Source organism: Aeromicrobium sp. Root236 (genome assembly GCF_001428805.1).
GTDB lineage: Bacteria > Actinomycetota > Actinomycetes > Propionibacteriales > Nocardioidaceae > Aeromicrobium.
In genome coordinates this window covers 942,837-957,263 of record NZ_LMIS01000001.1, presented here as the reverse complement: position 1 = coordinate 957,263, position 14,427 = coordinate 942,837, and the positions used below count along the sequence as shown (strand labels likewise).

Below are 14,427 nucleotides of genomic sequence, written 5' to 3'. Positions count from 1 at the left end.
AAGGTCGTCATCATGCGAATGTCCCGGCTCTTCCTGCGTACGCTCCGCGACGATCCGGCCGACGCCGAGGTGCCGAGCCACAAGCTCCTGGTGCGCGCCGGCTACGTCCGTCGCGTGGCCCCTGGCATCTACTCCTGGCTGCCGCTCGGCCTCAAGGTCCTCGCCAACGTCGAGAAGATCATCCGCGAGGAGATGGAGTCGATCGGCTCGCAGGAGGTGCGCTTCCCGGCGCTGCTGCCCCGCGAGCCCTACGAGGCCTCGGGGCGCTGGACCGACTACGGCCCCAACGTGTTCCGGCTCAAGGACCGCAAGGGCAACGACATGATGCTCGGCCCGACGCACGAGGAGTTCTTCACGCTGCTGGTCAAAGACCTCTACTCGTCCTACAAGGACCTGCCCCTGAGCCTCTACCAGATCCAGACGAAGTACCGCGACGAGGCGCGCCCCCGTGCGGGCATCCTGCGCGGGCGCGAGTTCATCATGAAGGACTCCTACTCGTTCGACGTCGACGACGAGGGTCTGGCGGCGTCCTACCAGGCGCACCGCGAGGCGTACGTGCGCATCTTCGACCGTCTGGGCTTCGAGTACGTCATCGTGCACGCTCAGTCCGGCGCGATGGGTGGGTCGGCGAGCGAGGAGTTCCTCGCGGTCTCCGAGACCGGTGAGGACACGTTCGTACGCTCGCCCGGTGGCTACGCCGCCAACGTCGAGGCCGTCACGACCGTCGTGCCCGACGCCATCCCGTACGACGACGCTCCCGCCGCTCATGCGGAGCAGACTCCCGGCACCCCCACGATCGACACGCTCGTGGCGCACCTCAACGAAGCGTTCCCGCGCGACGACCGCCCCTGGGCCGCGTCCGACACGCTCAAGAACGTGCTCGTGATCCTGCGCCACCCCGACGGCACCCGCGAACCGCTCGCGATCGGCCTGCCGGGTGACCGTGAGGTCGACGCCAAGCGCCTCGAGGCGGTCGTCACGCCGGCCGAGGTCGAGCCGTTCGAGGACAAGGACTTCGCCGCCAACCCGGCGCTGGTCAAGGGCTACATCGGACCGGGTGCGCTCGGCGCCGAGAGCGACTCCGGCATCCGCTACCTCGTCGACCCCCGCGTCGTCGAGGGCACCCGCTGGGTCACCGGTGCCAACGTCGAGGGCTCGCACGTCATCGACCTCGTCGCCGGACGCGACTTCACCCCCGACGGCACGATCGAGGCCGCCGAGATTCGCCCCGGAGACCCCGCACCTGACGGTTCAGGGCCGCTCGAGCTCGCCCGCGGCATCGAGATGGGCCACATCTTCCAGCTCGGCCGGCTCTACGCCGACGCGCTCGGCCTCAAGGTGCTCGACGAGAACGGCAAGCTCGTCACGGTGACGATGGGCTCGTACGGTGTCGGTGTCTCACGCGCGGTCGCGGCGGTCGCCGAGTACGCGCACGATGACCTCGGCCTCGTCTGGCCCAAAGAGCTCTCGCCGTTCGACGTGCACCTGGTCCTCGCCGGCAAGGACGAGGCAGTGGTCGCCGGAGCGGAGCAGGTCTACCAGGACCTGATCGGCGAGGGCCTCGAGGTGCTCTTCGACGACCGTCTCGGCAAGGTCTCGCCCGGCGTGAAGTTCAAGGACGCCGAGCTGATCGGCGTACCCACGATCGTCGTGGTCGGCAAGGGGTTCGTCGACGGCGTCGTGGAGGTCAAGGACCGCGCGACCGGAGAACGTACCGACGTGCCGCTCGCCGACCTCATCGCCCACCTGCGCGGCTGAGTCCCCGAGATTTGGATCGCGGTGCACCACGCTACGAGGTTGCGTGGTGCACCAGCATCCACATCTCGGGGCTCAGGACAGGCCGGGGAACGCTGACGGTCGGCCGCCCCAGGTCAGCTCGGCCAGGGCGGCGCGACGCAACCCGTTCGTCGCGTACGTCCGCAGGTCGCCGGTGCTGTCACCGGCCAGCGTGAGGCACACCGCGGCGATGTCACGCTCGAGCTGGCGGGTCGCGGTCAGCGCTCGGGGCCTGGTCCGCAGCCGCCCCACGTCGTACGACAGGGCGGTCGGGACCGGCTCGACGTGCAGCTGGTGCAGGCGGGCCAGCAGGCCGTCGCGCACGTCGCCGTGCTTCTCGTACGACCTGCGTGCCCGGTCGGCCAGGCCGCCGAACCGCGCGCCGATGACGGGATAGAGCCACACCGCCTCGTGCTCGAGCGCGAGCCAGTCCTGCAGCGTCTCGGTCGACGTCATCGCAGCTCACCGACCCCGCGCGCGCACTGGGCGAGGCCCGCCGACATCGACGACAGGACGCGGGCAAGTGCGGGGGAGGTGGCCCGCACGGAATCTGCTGCGCGGGCCTTCGACGCCAGGGAGTAGGCCGATGCCAGTGCGCTGACGGCCGTCGTGGGGTCGGCCGACGGGGCGGCGACGTCGGGGACGACCGCAGGGACGCCGACAGCCTTGGCGTGCGCCGTGCTGATGGCGACGTACGGCTTCAGCGCGAGCTTGGGGTGCTTGACTGCCGTGGCCTCGACTCGTGCGAGCAAGGCGTTCTGGTCTGCGGCGATGCGGGCGATGAGCCGGTCGTCGGCCGGATCGGGCTCCTTGTGGGGCTCGACGCCGACGCCGCGGGCGAGATCGTCGAGCCGGTGGGCCAGGGCGGCACCGCCGAGACCCGCGGCGACGGCCACGGTGGCTGCGCCCGTTCCCAGGAGCGCGCGTCGGCTGATCACCACGGCAGGCTAGCCGACTCGTCGCGTTCACCGGAGGGCCGCCGGTTGGGTAGGGTGGACCCGACACCGATGCCGGTGCCGACACCAGCCGGATCACAAGTGAACACTGGAGGACGAGCCATGGACCAACGACTCGCGACTCTCGTGGATGAATGTGTGTCGGCTCTCGGTTTCGACCTCGAGGCGATCGAGCTCACCCCGGCCGGCAACAAGCGGGTCCTGCGCATCGCGCTCGACCGTGACGGTGGAGTCGGCATCGACCACATCACCGACGCCACCCGTGCGCTCTCCGAGGAGCTCGACGCCTCCGACGTGATGGGGTCGCAGCCCTACACGCTCGAGGTCACCTCGCGCGGTGTCGACCGACCCCTGACCGAACCCCGCCACTGGCGTCGCAACGCCGGTCGGCTCGTACGCCTGCGGCTCGCCGACGACTCGTCGATCGACGGCCGCATCGGCGAGAGCGACGACGAGGGTGTCGAGATCCAGGGCCGCAACACCAGCCAACGGCTGGCCTATGACCAGATCAGCACAGCGCTCGTGCAAACCGAGCTGAACAGGAAGGACGCCTGATGGACATCGACATGGCCGCATTGCGCGCCCTCGAGCACGAGAAGGACATCTCCTTCGACGTCGTCGTCGAAGCGATCGAGACGGCTCTGCTGTCCGCCTATCACAAGACCGGTGGTTCCCACCCGCACGCGCGGGTCGAGCTCGACCGCAAGAGCGGGCACGTGACGGTCTGGGCCAAGGAGCGCATCGAGACCGAGCTGCCGCCCGAGCCCGCCGAGGGCGAGGAGCCGCAGGAGCGGCCTGCGCCGCAGTACACAGCGGAGTTCGACGACACGCCTGAGGACTTCGGTCGCTTCGCCGCGACGATCGCCCGCCAGCTCATCATGCAGCGCATCCGCGACGCGGAGGACGAGTCCAAGTACGGCGAGTTCGCCGGCAAGGTCGGCGACATCGTCTCCGGCGTGATCCAGCAGAGCCGCCCCGGTGACGTCGCGCTCGACCTCGGCCGCATCGAGGCGATCCTCGTCGCCTCCGAGCGGGTGCCCGAGGAGAAGTACGCCCACGGCGAGCGCCTCAAGGCGTACGTCTACGAGGTCGAGAAGGGCCTGCGTGGACCACGGGTCAAGGTCTCGCGGACGCACCCCAACCTGGTCAAGCTGCTGTTCGCCCTCGAGGCACCCGAGATCGCCGACGGCTCGGTCGAGATCGTCGCGATCGCCCGCGAGGCCGGCCACCGGAGCAAGATCGCGGTGCGGGCCAACGTGCCGGGCGTCAACGCCAAGGGCGCCTGCATCGGGCCCATGGGGCAGCGCGTGCGCAACGTGATGCACGAGCTGCACGGCGAGAAGATCGACATCGTCGACTACAGCGACGACCCCGCGGAGTTCATCGCTCACGCGCTGTCGCCGTCGCAGGTCAAGGGCGTGACCCTCGTCGACCAGGCCACCCGCTCAGCGCGCGTCGTCGTGCCCGACTTCCAGCTGTCGCTCGCGATCGGCAAGGAGGGCCAGAATGCCCGCCTCGCCGCCAAGCTCACGGGCTGGCGCATCGACATCCGCTCGGACACCGAGGCGCCCCGCACCGAAGGCGCGTGACTCGATGGCGCGACCGCTTCGCGAAACGGGTAGACTGGTCGAGGTCGTCCGGACGTGCATCGGTTGCAGGCAACGTGCGGACAAGACCACTCTGGTGCGAGTCGTCGCAGTTCAGGAGCCCACGGCCACGGTCGTGACACCTGATCCGCACGGAACGCTTCCGGGACGAGGGGCGCACCTGCATCCCACGGCCCGGTGCCTGGAGCTCGCGACTCGCCGCAAGGCGTTCGGTCGGGCCCTTCGAGTCGAGGGGCCGCTCGACCTGAGCGCCGTGGCGGCTCTGGTCGAGGATCCGGGGCCAACAGCTTGACCACCAGGAGCGTCCACGTGATGGGCGCTTCACGACACGAAATCGGAGCACTTCGCTCATGAAGACCAAGTGAGTACTGCGCGATGAGTACTGCGCAATGAGCACGTTCGTCAACTAGTGGTCTGATCCTCCTTCGGGGTCGGACCCCCCTGAAGGAGAAGAGTGGCTGTAAGAGTCCACGAGCTCGCACGCGAGTTCGGTGTCGAGAGCAAGGTCGTCCTGTCCACCCTGAAAGACATGGGTGAGTACGTGAAGTCGGCCTCCTCGACCGTAGAAGCCCCCGTCGTCCGGCGCCTCAACGAGGAGCACGGAGAAGCCCTGCGCGCGCAGGGCGCCAAGAAGTCTGGCGGCAAGGCCGCCGCCAAGAAGGCAGCACCCGCCGCAAAGGCCGAGCCCGAGGCCGCACCGGCCCCGGCCGAGGCTGCTGCGCCCGCTGCCCCTGCCCCGACGCGCACGCCCGGCCCGACGCCCGGACCTCGGGTCGCCCCGACGCCCGCGCCCGAGCCCGAGCCGACCCCGGTCGCCGAGACGCCGGCCCCCGCTGCCGAGCCCGAGGCGCCCGCTGCTGCGGCATCCTCGGCTCCGGCTGCGCCCGGACCCCGTCCCGGCCCCAAGGCACCCGGTGCCCGTCCCGGCAACAACCCGTTCTCGTCGACGCAGGGCATGCAGGCTCCGCGTCCGCCGGCTGCACGTGCCGGTGGTCCGACGCCTGGTGGCGCAACCGGCATGCCGCGCCCCAACCCGGCCATGATGCCGCGTCAGTCCGGCCTCGCCGGCCCCTCGACCGGTCGCGGTGCGCCCGGTCGTGGCGGTCCTGGTGGAGCTCCCGGTCGCGGTGGACCCGGTGGTGCACCGGGTCGTGGCGCTCCCGGTGGAGGCGGCGGCGGTTACGCCGGTCGCCCCGGTGGTGGCGGCGCTCCCGGTCGTGGCGCTCCCGGCGGCGGAGGCGGCTTCAGCGGTCCTCCGCGCACGGGTGGCCCCGGTGGCCGCAACACGCGTGGTGGCACGCAGGGTGCGTTCGGTCGCGCCGGCGGTCCCGTACGCCGTGGCCGCAAGAGCAAGCGCGCGAAGCGTCAGGAATTCGACCAGATGCAGGCGCCCGCCATCGGCGGCGTCCGCGTCCGCAAGGGCAACGGCGAGACCGTTCGCCTGACGCGTGGCTCCTCGCTGGCGGACTTCGCCGACAAGATCGGCGGCGACTCCGCATCGCTCGTCGAGGTGCTGTTCCACCTCGGTGAGGTCGTCACGGCGACGCAGTCGGCCAACGACGAGACCCTGATGTTGCTGGGCGAAGAGCTCAACTACAACGTCGAGGTCATCTCGCCCGAGGACGAGGACCGCGAGCTGCTCGAGTCGTTCGACATCGAGTTCGGCGAGGACGAGGGTGACGAGGCCGACCTGGCCGCGCGTCCGCCCGTCGTCACCGTCATGGGTCACGTCGACCACGGAAAGACCAAGCTCCTCGACGCGCTGCGCAGCAGCAACGTCGTCGACAAGGAGGCCGGTGGCATCACGCAGACCATCGGCGCCTACCAGGTCGCCACCGAGGTCGACGGCACCGAGCGTCGCATCACCCTGATCGACACACCGGGTCACGAGGCGTTCACCGCCATGCGTGCCCGTGGTGCCCAGGCGACCGACATCGCGATCCTCGTGGTCGCGGCCGACGACGGCGTCATGCCGCAGACGGTCGAGGCGCTCAACCACGCCAAGGCCGCCGGCGTGCCGATCGTCGTCGCGGTCAACAAGGTCGACAAGCCCGACGCCGACCCGACCAAGGCCCGTGGCCAGCTCACCGAGTACGGCCTGGTGCCCGAGGAGTACGGCGGCGACACGATGTTCGTCGACGTCTCGGCCAAGGCCGGCACGGGTCTCGACGACCTGCTCGAGGCCGTCATCCTCACGGCTGACGCCTCGCTCGACCTGCGCGCCAACCCCAACCAGAACGCCGAGGGTCTCGTCATCGAGGCGCACCTCGACCGTGGTCGGGGACCTGTCGCCACGGTGCTGGTCCACCGCGGAACGCTCAAGGTGGGCGACTCGATCGTCGCCGGTCCGGCGTTCGGCCGCGTTCGCGCCATGCTCGACGAGCACGGTGAGAACATCGAGGAAGCCACCCCGTCGCGTCCGGCACTCGTGCTGGGTCTGACGGCGGTGCCCGGCGCCGGCGACAACTTCATGGTCGTCGCGGACGACCGGCTGGCCCGCCAGATCGCCGAGAAGCGCGAGGCGCGCGAGCGCAACGCCCTCCTGGCACAGCGCACCGGCCGTCGTACGCTCGAGGACTTCATGTCCTCGATGGAGAAGGGCGAGACCGACGAGCTGCTCCTCATCCTCAAGGGTGACGGTTCCGGTTCGGTCGAGGCGCTCGAGGACGCACTGGCCCAGATCGACGTCGGCGAGGAGGTCGCACTCCGGGTCATCGACCGCGGTGTCGGTGCGATCACCGAGACCAACGTCATGCTGGCCGCCGCGTCCAACGCCGTCATCATCGGCTTCAACGTCCGCCCGCAGGGCAAGGCGACGGAGCTGGCCGACCGCGAGGGTGTCGAGATCAAGTACTACTCGGTCATCTACAACGCGATCGAGGAGATCGAGGCATCGCTCAAGGGCCTGCTCAAGCCGGAGTTCGAGGAGGCGCAGCTCGGTACCGCCGAGATCCGCGACATCTTCCGCTCCAGCAAGATCGGCAACATCGCCGGTTGCATGGTCACGAGCGGCGTGATCCGGCGCAACGCGAAGGCACGCCTGCTTCGCGACGGCTCCGTGGTCGCGGACAACCTCGACTTCTCCAGCCTGCGCCGCGAGAAGGACGATGTGTCCGAGGTCCGCGAAGGCTTCGAGTGCGGTCTCGTGCTCAAGGGCTTCAACGACATCAAGGTCGGCGACATCGTCGAGACGTTCGAGCTGCGCGAGAAGGTTCGCGCCTAAGCGCTGATGTTCCTTGAGCTTGTCGAAAGGATCCTTTCGACAAGCTCAAGGAACGCCGCGCACCACGTCTCACACCAGGAGGAATCATGGCTGGACCTCGGATCCACAAGGTCGCCGACCGGATCAAGGTCATCGTCGCGCAGATGCTCGAGCGCCGGGTCAAGGATCCGCGTCTCGGCTTCGTGACGATCACCGACGTACGCATGACCGGTGACGGTCAGCAGGCCTCGGTGTTCTACACCGTCATGGGCGACGAGACGGCCCGTGCGGAGACCGCGGCGGCGCTGCGCAGTGCCACCGGCCTGATCCGCTCCGAGGTCGGCAAGCAGCTCGGCACCCGCATCACGCCGTCGATCGAGTTCTTCCTCGACGCCGTCCCCGAGACGGCCAAGGAGATCGAGGACCTGCTGGCCAAGGTCAAGGAGTCCGACGAGCAGGTCGCCTCGCGCTCCGCGGGTGCGCAGTACGCCGGCGACCCCGATCCGTACAAGAAGAAGGACGAGGACGAGGACGAGGACGACGCGGAGCTCGATGACTGACGCTCCGGTGTCGGGCCTGGTCGTCGTCGACAAGCCGGCCGGCTGGACGTCGCACGACGTCGTCGGCCGCATGCGCCGCATCGCCGGCACCAAGAAGGTCGGCCACTCCGGAACGCTCGACCCGATGGCGACCGGCATCCTGGTGCTGGGCATCAACCGCGCGACGCGGCTGCTCGGCCACCTGACGCTCGCCGACAAGGAGTACGTCGCGACGATCCGCCTCGGCCAGAGCACCGTCACCGACGACGCCGAGGGCGAGGTCACCGCGTCGACGCCGGCCTCGCACATCGACGAGGCCGCCGTACGCGCGGTGCTGCCGGCGTACACGGGCGACATCCAGCAGGTCCCGTCGTCGGTCTCCGCCATCAAGGTCGACGGCGTGCGATCGTACGCACGGGTCCGCGCCGGCGACGAGGTCGAGCTCAAGGCCCGGCCGGTCACGGTCTCGGTGTTCGAGCTCGATGACCTGCGCGTCGAGGGCGACGTGGTCGACGTGGACGTGCGGGTCGTCTGCACGAGCGGCACCTACATCCGGGCCCTGGCCCGCGACATCGGCGCCGATCTCGGTGTCGGGGGGCACCTCACGATGTTGCGCCGCACGCGCGTCGGTGCGTTCGCGCTCGACCAGGCCCACACGCTCGAGGAGCTCGAGAAGGACCTCGTCGTGGCCGGCCTCGACGACGTGGCGCGCGCGAGCTTCCCGTCGTACGACCTCGCGGAGCGCGAAGCCTCGGACGTGCGCTTCGGCCGTCCGCTCACCGGCATCGACCTCGGCGCGCCCGGCGCGGTCGCGGTGTTCGCGCCGTCGGGGGAGTTCCTGGCGCTCTACGAGCAGCGCGGCGGCGTCGCCAAGCCGGTCGCCGTCTTCGTCTGATCACCGCGGGATCGGGACTCGCTAGGGTGAGTGCCACCATGCGCATGCGCCGACCGTCGACCCGCGGCATCCTCAAGCGGGCCCTGTCCACGATGGTGACCGCGCAGTTCCTGATCGTCGTGGCGCTCATGGTGACGACCAAGGTGCGCAAGATGATGCGCGGCGGCAAGGGCCACGAGACGTTCCCGGTGACCGCCCCCGAACCGCTCGAGGTCGGCGCCGGCAACACGGCGACGGTCTACACGTACGGCTCCGACCTGTTCGAGGACATGCTCGAGGCGATCGGCAACGCCCGCGAGCGCATCCTGTTCGAGACCTACATCATCAAGGCCGACGACATGGGCCGGCGCTTCAAGCAGGCGCTGACCGACGCGGCCGAGCGCGGCGTCGAGGTCTACGTGATCTATGACGGCTTCGCCAACCTGGTGGTCCCGCCGAGCTTCCTCACGTTCCCCGCCCCGATCCACGTGCTGCGCTATCCCGTGTTCGCCACCGGCTGGCGGTTCTTCAGCCCGCGGCAGATGGGACGCGACCACCGCAAGGTGCTGGTCGTCGACGACGCGGTCGGCTACGTCGGTGGCTACAACGTCGGTTCGTTGTACGCCTCGGAGTGGCGCGACACGCACCTCAAGATCGAGGGCCCCTCGGTGTGGGACCTCGACAACGCGTTCGTCGACTTCTGGAACCTGCGGCGCAGCAAGCGGTCGCGGATGCTCGAGGAGCGCGGCGACGCGAGCTGGGAGCCGCAGATCCGTGCCCACCGCAACGTCCCGAGGCAGCTGCTGTTCCCGATCCGCGGCATGTACATCGAGGCGATCGACCGGGCGCGCGACCACATCTACATCACCGCCGCCTACTTCATCCCCGACCGCGACATCCTCGAAGGGCTGCTCGCGGCGGCGGCCCGGGGCGTACGCGTGCGGATCCTCGTCCCCGAGATCTCCAACCACGTCGTGGCCGACTGGCTCTCTCGGGGCTTCTACTCCCAACTGCTCGACGGTGGGGTGGAGATCCTGCTCTACCAGGACTGGATGGTGCACGCCAAGACCGCGACGATCGACGGCCGCTGGACGACGATCGGCACGGCCAACATCGACCGGCTGAGCCTGACCGGCAACTACGAGATCAACCTCGAGATCCTCGACGATGCGCTGGCGCAGCACCTGGAGACGGTCTTCGAGACCGACGCCTCCAACGCGCGCGTGCTGACGAGGGCCGAGTGGTCGTCGCGGCCGCTTGTCGCCAAGGCGTGCGAGTGGATCCTCGCCCCGTTGCGGCCGCTGCTCTAGAGCGGCCGCGGCGGGCCGGCTCCGTCGAGCACCACGACCTCGCCGCCGGAGGACGGATCGACGATCAACCGGACGATCTCGTCGGTCACCTGGCCGACCGGCACGAGCGGGGGAGCCGAGAGCCGGTCCTCCGGGGCGAGCGCGGCCAGCTCGCTCTGCGCCCGGGGGAGGGCGATCCAGCCCGGCACGACGCAGCTCACGCGTGGGCTCGCCCAGTCACCCACCGCGGACGTCAGGCGCGCGATGCCGGCCTTGGCGACGGCGTACTCCGGCGAGGCGTACGGGGTGGACTCGATGCCTGCGCTCGACGACACCTGGACGACCGCGCCGCCGTCCACGACAGCGGTGCGGGCGAGGTGCAGCAGGCGCATGGGCGCGACGAGGTTGAGCTCGACGACCCGCAACCACTCGTCCGGTGAGGCGTCGGGGAAGTGGGTGGCGAGCCCGTCCCAGCCGCCGGCGTTGCTGACGACCGAGAACAGACTGCCCTTCGCGGCGGCCAGGTCGACGGCCCATGCCAGGCGATCGGTGTCGCGTACGTCCGCGACCACCGCCTCTGCGGAGCCGCCGTGGTGCTCGACGCGCTGCACCAGCTCGCGTGCCGCGTCGGCATCCGGATCGACGACGACCACATGCGCGCCATGGGAAGCGAGCTCGGCGACGACAGCGGCGCCGAGGCCAGAGGCGCCACCCGTCACGAGGCTGGTGGTGTCGCGCAGGACGGACAGGTCAGGGGTGGTCGGCATGGGTCCGACGCTAGGCGCGGCCCCCGACAGCCGCCACATGAGAGACCTCTCATGCGGGGCTCATGGGTGCCTCACCCCGGGTCGACAGATTGGGGTCATCAGCAACCACCGATCAAGGAGAAGAGCATGCACAAGCTCGTACGCACCGGCATCGTGACCCTGGCCGGCACGGTCGTCCTCGGCACTGCGGGAGTCGCGATCGCCGGCGGCGCCCAGGCCAAGGACGGCGACAAGGTCGTCAAGCGCGAGGACACCTCGACCTCGTGGGTCCAGTCGACCAACCTCGACGACGACCCCGACGACGACCAGGCAGGCAAGGCCGACTCGCCGACGCACCACACCGTCAACACGACGCCGACGACCAACACGGCGAACACCGCCAACACGTCGCCGACGACCAACACGGCGAACACGGCCCCGACCAAGAACACGGTCAAGACCGTGAACACCGCGCCGACGAAGAACACGGCGCCGACCGCGAACACCAACTGATGTCCGACACCTGGGGCCTGGCCGGGGGCGACGCGATCGCCCCCGGCCTCACGGCTGTCAAGCCGGTCGGCGGCGGCACGATGTACGAGGCGTGGCTCGCGTTCGACGAGCGGCTGTACGCGCCCGTCGTCGCCAAGGTCGTCCGGCCGGGTCAGGTCACCGACTCGGCACGTGTCGACCTGCAGCGCGAGGTCGACGTGCTGGGCCGGCTCAACCACCCGGGCATCGCGCGCGTGTTCGCGTACGACGACGAGGGCGATCGCCCGTACCTGGTGCTGGAGAACATCGACGGGCCGAGCCTGTCATCGCTCATCTCGAAGCACGGCTACGTGCCGCTGCACCAGCTGCTGCCGCTCGGTCTGGAGCTCGCGTCGGCGCTGCACTACCTGCGCGGGATGGATGTCTGCCACCTCGACGTGAAGCCCAGCAACGTCATCATGGGCGCCCCGGCGAAGCTCATCGACTTCAGCATCGCGATGGAGAGCAAAACGGCCGCCGAGCTGACCGATCCGCTCGGCAGCGACGAGTACATGGCTCCCGAGCAGTGCCTTCCCGGAGAGCGCGGCACGATCGGCCACGCGAGCGACATGTGGGGGTTCGGGGCCACGATGTTCCGTGCCGCTGCGGGCTATCGCGCGTTCGAGCGGGAGCCTCGCTGGTTGCAGCTCACCGAGGAGCCGTACGTCCTGCCGGACTTCGTGCCGGCCGCGCTCGGCGACCTGATCTTCGCCTGCCTGTCGAGCGACCCGGCCGACCGCCCGCTGCCTGACGAGGCCGCGCGGGCCCTCGAGCCGATGCTCGAACGCCTCCCGCAGGCCCGGCTCTCCGGCTTCAAGATCACCCTCTGACCGTACGAGTCGCGGGTCAGTCGACGCGGTAGCCGAGGCCCCGCACGGTCGTCACGAGGTCGGCACCGAGCTTCTTGCGGAGATAGCCGACGTAGACGTCGACGACGTTGGACCCGGGGTCGAAGTCGTAGCCCCACACCTGTGACAGCAGCTGCTCGCGGGACAGGACGATGCCGCGGTTGCGGATCAGGACCTCGGCGAGCGTCAGCTCACGCGCTGACAGCTCGACCTCCCGCTCTCCGACGTACGCCCGACGCCGGCGCAGGTCCACGCGCACGGCGCCGACCGAGAGCTCGTCGTCGGGTGCCGGCTCGCCAGGCGGTCGCAGCCTCAGCCGTACGCGGGCCAGCAGCTCGCCGAACTTGAACGGCTTGGACATGTAGTCGGCCGCACCGCCTTCCAACGCCGCCACCGTGTCGGTGACCGAGTCGCGGGCGGTCAGCACGATGACCGGCAGGGCCGGCCGCTCGGCCGTGACGCGTTCGAGGATGCGGAAGCCGTCCATGCCGGGCAGCCCTATGTCGAGCACCATGAGGTCGAACTCGCCGGTCAGGGCGTAGTCCAGCCCGGTGATGCCGTCCCCGACCACCGTCGGAGTGAAGCCCTCGGCCTTCAGCCCCTTGGCGACGAACGATGCGATGCGGTCCTCGTCCTCCACGATCAGGATGCGGTTCATGCGATGTCCCCTGTCGGCAGGCGGAGGCGGAACGCCGCCCCGGTGTCGGTGTCGTCCAGCACGACGTCTCCGCCGTGCGCCTCGGCGATCGCTCGTACGATCGACAGTCCGAGTCCGAAGCCCTCGTCGTCGTGGTCGCCGCGCGCGAAGCGTTCGAAGATCTGGGTGCGCAGCTCTGCCGCAACGCCCGGCCCGCTGTCCCGTACCCACAGCTCCAGGCGTCCCTCGTGGTGGCGCGAGCCGATGCCGATCTCGTCGCCGGGCTGAGTGTGCCGGGCGGCGTTGTCGGCGAGCTGGAGCAGGGCCTGGGTGATCCTTTGGCCGTCCATCGGCGCCGTGCCGCGCGCGACGCCGTCGAGCAGCCAGGTGCGGTCGGCCAGCGCGCGGGCGCGGTCCAGCACGCCGTGCGTCAGGGCCTCGACGTCGGTCGGTTGCACGCGGACGAAGTCGGGGCGTCGCGCCTTGGCCAGCATCAGGAGGTCGTCGACCAGCCGCGACATGCGATCGGTCTCGTCGAGCAGCAAGGTGCGGGTCGCCTCGACGTCGTCGGGGTCGGACGCGTCGAGGACCTCGAGGTGGCCACGGAGGATCGTGAGCGGCGTGCGCAGCTCGTGCCCCGCGTCGTCGAGGAGCTGGCGCTGGGTGACGAAGGCCGACTCGAGCCGGTCGAGCATGTCGTTGAAGGTCTGCTGCAGGTCCGAGAGGTCGTCGTGGCCGGTGACCTGAAGCCGGCCGCCGAGGTCGCCGTCGGAGATGCCCCGCGCGGTGTCGCGCAGCCGGCGAACGGGACTCAGCAGCCGGCCCGCGATCCACGAGGCGAGCCCGGCGATGATGATGACCGAGAGCGCGGCGAGCAGGGCGTACGTGATCATCAGCTCGCGCAGGTCCGCCCGGCTGGCGCTGACGTTGTGCGCGACGACGAACGCCGAGGTCGAGCCGCCCTGGATGACGGGCTGCACCGCGACGCGGTACTCGGACCCGCCGACCGTGACGGTGCCCGTGCCGCCCTTGGTCTCGAGCCGGGCGACCAGGCTGCGGAACGGCGCCGAGCCGAGCAGCCGCCTGTCGCCCTCGCCTTGGTAGGACGGGCCGCCCGACGCCCGAAAGCCGTAGAGCGCCTCGTTGTCGTCCGGCAGGTTGCGCTCGAGGAACACCGTGAGCAGCCGGTCGGCGGAGGTGAAGGGCTTGCGGGTCTGCGGATCGGGCTCGGACTGCAGGGCGCGGAACTCGCCGATCTCCTGCGTCAGGCTGGTCTCGATGCCGCGGTCGATCCGGCGCGACTCCAGACCGTACAGCGTCGACCCGACGGCCAGCAGGGCGAGCGAGGTGAGCAGGGCGACGGCGGCGGTGAGACGCTGCCGCACCGAGAGGCGCGACAACGTCGTGAAGCGGGCCATCAAC

The 14,427-nt window shown here is 70.0% G+C and carries 15 protein-coding genes; 10 read left to right on the top strand and 5 right to left on the bottom strand.

Annotated features, from left to right (window positions below):
• Positions 1-18 precede the first annotated feature (18 nt).
• Entirely contained in the window at positions 19-1,758 is a 1,740-nt protein-coding gene (locus ASE12_RS04870) for a proline--tRNA ligase (RefSeq protein ID WP_200955077.1), read from the top strand.
• Between the two features lie 72 nt (positions 1,759-1,830).
• Here ASE12_RS04870 and ASE12_RS04865 read toward each other — a convergent pair whose 3' ends face one another.
• Together ASE12_RS04865 and ASE12_RS04860 are read right to left on the bottom strand one after the other, a co-directional pair.
• Positions 1,831-2,232: a DUF4439 domain-containing protein gene (locus tag ASE12_RS04865; protein ID WP_056397655.1), complete on the bottom strand. Its 402-nt coding sequence runs from the start codon at positions 2,230-2,232 to the stop codon at positions 1,831-1,833.
• Positions 2,229-2,714, bottom strand: coding sequence for a hypothetical protein (locus ASE12_RS04860; protein ID WP_157412816.1), 486 nt, complete (start codon positions 2,712-2,714; stop codon positions 2,229-2,231). The genes ASE12_RS04865 and ASE12_RS04860 overlap by 4 nt, the downstream gene beginning before the upstream one ends.
• Before the next feature lie 120 nt (positions 2,715-2,834).
• On the opposite strand from ASE12_RS04860, the gene rimP reads away from it, so the two are divergent.
• From rimP to ASE12_RS04830, 7 genes are all read left to right on the top strand, one after another.
• Complete coding sequence (gene rimP, locus ASE12_RS04855) at positions 2,835-3,287, top strand: ribosome maturation factor RimP (RefSeq protein ID WP_056397648.1); 453 nt, start codon at positions 2,835-2,837, stop codon at positions 3,285-3,287.
• Complete coding sequence (gene nusA / locus ASE12_RS04850; RefSeq protein ID WP_056397644.1) at positions 3,287-4,321, top strand: transcription termination factor NusA; 1,035 nt, start codon at positions 3,287-3,289, stop codon at positions 4,319-4,321. Before rimP ends, nusA begins: the two co-directional genes overlap by 1 nt.
• Positions 4,239-4,631, top strand: coding sequence for a YlxR family protein (locus ASE12_RS19695; RefSeq protein ID WP_369797160.1), 393 nt, complete (start codon positions 4,239-4,241; stop codon positions 4,629-4,631). Before nusA ends, ASE12_RS19695 begins: the two co-directional genes overlap by 83 nt.
• Before the next feature lie 162 nt (positions 4,632-4,793).
• Positions 4,794-7,562: a translation initiation factor IF-2 gene (gene infB, locus ASE12_RS04845; protein ID WP_056397642.1), complete on the top strand. Its 2,769-nt coding sequence runs from the start codon at positions 4,794-4,796 to the stop codon at positions 7,560-7,562.
• Positions 7,563-7,648: 86 nt separating this feature from the next.
• Entirely contained in the window at positions 7,649-8,101 is a 453-nt protein-coding gene (gene rbfA, locus ASE12_RS04840) for a 30S ribosome-binding factor RbfA (protein WP_056397638.1), read from the top strand.
• On the top strand, positions 8,094-8,975 hold the full coding sequence (gene truB / locus ASE12_RS04835; protein WP_056397636.1) for a tRNA pseudouridine(55) synthase TruB: 882 nt from the start codon (positions 8,094-8,096) through the stop codon (positions 8,973-8,975). Before rbfA ends, truB begins: the two co-directional genes overlap by 8 nt.
• A 38-nt stretch (positions 8,976-9,013) precedes the next feature.
• Positions 9,014-10,264 (top strand): phosphatidylserine/phosphatidylglycerophosphate/cardiolipin synthase family protein, encoded by a 1,251-nt coding sequence (locus tag ASE12_RS04830; protein ID WP_157412815.1) that lies wholly within the window; start codon positions 9,014-9,016, stop codon positions 10,262-10,264.
• On the opposite strand, the gene ASE12_RS04825 is transcribed toward ASE12_RS04830, so the two are convergent.
• Positions 10,261-11,010: an SDR family NAD(P)-dependent oxidoreductase gene (locus ASE12_RS04825; RefSeq protein WP_056397633.1), complete on the bottom strand. Its 750-nt coding sequence runs from the start codon at positions 11,008-11,010 to the stop codon at positions 10,261-10,263. The genes ASE12_RS04830 and ASE12_RS04825 overlap by 4 nt on opposite strands.
• A gap of 126 nt (positions 11,011-11,136) precedes the next feature.
• Here ASE12_RS04825 and ASE12_RS04820 point away from each other — a divergent pair, with 126 nt between their 5' ends.
• Positions 11,137-11,502 carry a hypothetical protein gene (locus tag ASE12_RS04820; RefSeq protein ID WP_056397629.1) on the top strand — a complete coding sequence of 122 codons (366 nt, stop codon included), beginning with the start codon at positions 11,137-11,139 and terminating at the stop codon, positions 11,500-11,502.
• A complete protein-coding gene (locus ASE12_RS04815; RefSeq protein ID WP_056397628.1) occupies positions 11,502-12,350 on the top strand; it encodes a serine/threonine-protein kinase in 849 nt (282 codons plus the stop codon). Before ASE12_RS04820 ends, ASE12_RS04815 begins: the two co-directional genes overlap by 1 nt.
• A 16-nt stretch (positions 12,351-12,366) precedes the next feature.
• Here ASE12_RS04815 and ASE12_RS04810 read toward each other — a convergent pair whose 3' ends face one another.
• Positions 12,367-13,026: a response regulator transcription factor gene (locus ASE12_RS04810; protein WP_056397625.1), complete on the bottom strand. Its 660-nt coding sequence runs from the start codon at positions 13,024-13,026 to the stop codon at positions 12,367-12,369.
• Positions 13,023-14,423, bottom strand: a complete 1,401-nt coding sequence (locus tag ASE12_RS04805; RefSeq protein ID WP_056397623.1) for a cell wall metabolism sensor histidine kinase WalK — start codon at positions 14,421-14,423, stop codon at positions 13,023-13,025. Before ASE12_RS04805 ends, ASE12_RS04810 begins: the two co-directional genes overlap by 4 nt.
• Positions 14,424-14,427: the final 4 nt, after the last annotated feature.

Excerpts from the sequence above, each read along its gene's own strand:
- ASE12_RS04815 (WP_056397628.1), top strand. The coding sequence starts at position 11,502 with ATGTCCGACACCTGGGGCCTGGCCGGGGGCGACGCGATCGCCCCCGGC.
- truB (WP_056397636.1), top strand. The coding sequence starts at position 8,094 with ATGACTGACGCTCCGGTGTCGGGCCTGGTCGTCGTCGACAAGCCGGCC.
- nusA (WP_056397644.1), top strand. The coding sequence starts at position 3,287 with ATGGACATCGACATGGCCGCATTGCGCGCCCTCGAGCACGAGAAGGAC.
- ASE12_RS04865 (WP_056397655.1), bottom strand. The coding sequence starts at position 2,232 with ATGACGTCGACCGAGACGCTGCAGGACTGGCTCGCGCTCGAGCACGAG.
- ASE12_RS04830 (WP_157412815.1), top strand. The coding sequence starts at position 9,014 with ATGCGCATGCGCCGACCGTCGACCCGCGGCATCCTCAAGCGGGCCCTG.
- rimP (WP_056397648.1), top strand. The coding sequence starts at position 2,835 with ATGGACCAACGACTCGCGACTCTCGTGGATGAATGTGTGTCGGCTCTC.
- ASE12_RS04870 (WP_200955077.1), top strand. The coding sequence starts at position 19 with ATGTCCCGGCTCTTCCTGCGTACGCTCCGCGACGATCCGGCCGACGCC.
- ASE12_RS04805 (WP_056397623.1), bottom strand. The coding sequence starts at position 14,423 with ATGGCCCGCTTCACGACGTTGTCGCGCCTCTCGGTGCGGCAGCGTCTC.
- ASE12_RS04820 (WP_056397629.1), top strand. The coding sequence starts at position 11,137 with ATGCACAAGCTCGTACGCACCGGCATCGTGACCCTGGCCGGCACGGTC.
- ASE12_RS04825 (WP_056397633.1), bottom strand. The coding sequence starts at position 11,010 with ATGCCGACCACCCCTGACCTGTCCGTCCTGCGCGACACCACCAGCCTC.
- ASE12_RS19695 (WP_369797160.1), top strand. The coding sequence starts at position 4,239 with ATGCCCGCCTCGCCGCCAAGCTCACGGGCTGGCGCATCGACATCCGCT.
- rbfA (WP_056397638.1), top strand. The coding sequence starts at position 7,649 with ATGGCTGGACCTCGGATCCACAAGGTCGCCGACCGGATCAAGGTCATC.
- ASE12_RS04810 (WP_056397625.1), bottom strand. The coding sequence starts at position 13,026 with ATGAACCGCATCCTGATCGTGGAGGACGAGGACCGCATCGCATCGTTC.